This window comes from Gemmiger formicilis, from assembly GCF_018784445.1.
GTDB lineage: Bacteria > Bacillota > Clostridia > Oscillospirales > Ruminococcaceae > Gemmiger.
The window spans coordinates 1-622 of record NZ_WQOH01000043.1; the positions used below are offsets into that span (position 1 = coordinate 1).

A 622-nucleotide genomic window follows, 5' to 3' on the forward strand; every position below is an offset into this window, starting at 1 on the left:
GCTTTTGGCTGTCCGAATCGAGAAGCGACCGTTCAACGCTTGCGTCTTGTGGCTGCACTTGCTCCCGACCCTGCGGCTAAGAAGCTGTTTTTCGCTCTGGCAGTCAAGTTGAATGACAAGGACTGTGACCGTTGGTATCGCTGTTTCTTCTACAACATGAGGGTGGAAATGGAACGCTTTGCTCACCACAAGTATGTGCCGGACAGCTATCCTGTTCCGATTATGGAGGGGCTTTATGAGTAAGCTGACGAAGTATGAGAAAGAAACAATCGTCCTGTTTAATGAAGCAGACGAAGAAGCTCATATCCAGACTTACAATGCCGGACTTCGGAAACGCCTTGAAGCGTTCAGCAAGAAGTACCCCGACCTCTGCCGTTTGGATATGAGTATGGGGCAAGGCGGTGTGTCCTATTGGATTGACAAGTCCAGATTGTCTATCCGCTTTCAGCCGCCCATGAGCGAGGAACGCAGACGAAAAGCAAGCGAATTGGCGAAGCAAAACGGTTTTAACGGTCAGAACGGATAATGTAGCTTTTCGGGTCTGTTTGCGGTCAAAATGTCGGGTCTGTACCCGATGTTTTGACTGTTACATATCGTCAAGGTATAAAGTCCTTACCTACCC

At 49.0% G+C, this 622-nt stretch carries 2 protein-coding genes; both read left to right on the top strand.

Going from position 1 to position 622, the window contains the following annotated elements:
- A partial coding sequence (locus GPK89_RS11545; protein ID WP_252261653.1) for a hypothetical protein occupies positions 1 to 243 on the top strand: 243 nt, incomplete at its 5' end.
- The gene (locus GPK89_RS11550) at positions 236 to 526 is read left to right on the top strand and encodes a hypothetical protein (RefSeq protein ID WP_055163289.1); all 291 of its coding nucleotides are present in this window, start codon (positions 236 to 238) and stop codon (positions 524 to 526) included. The genes GPK89_RS11545 and GPK89_RS11550, both read left to right, overlap by 8 nt.
- Positions 527 to 622 lie beyond the last annotated feature (96 nt).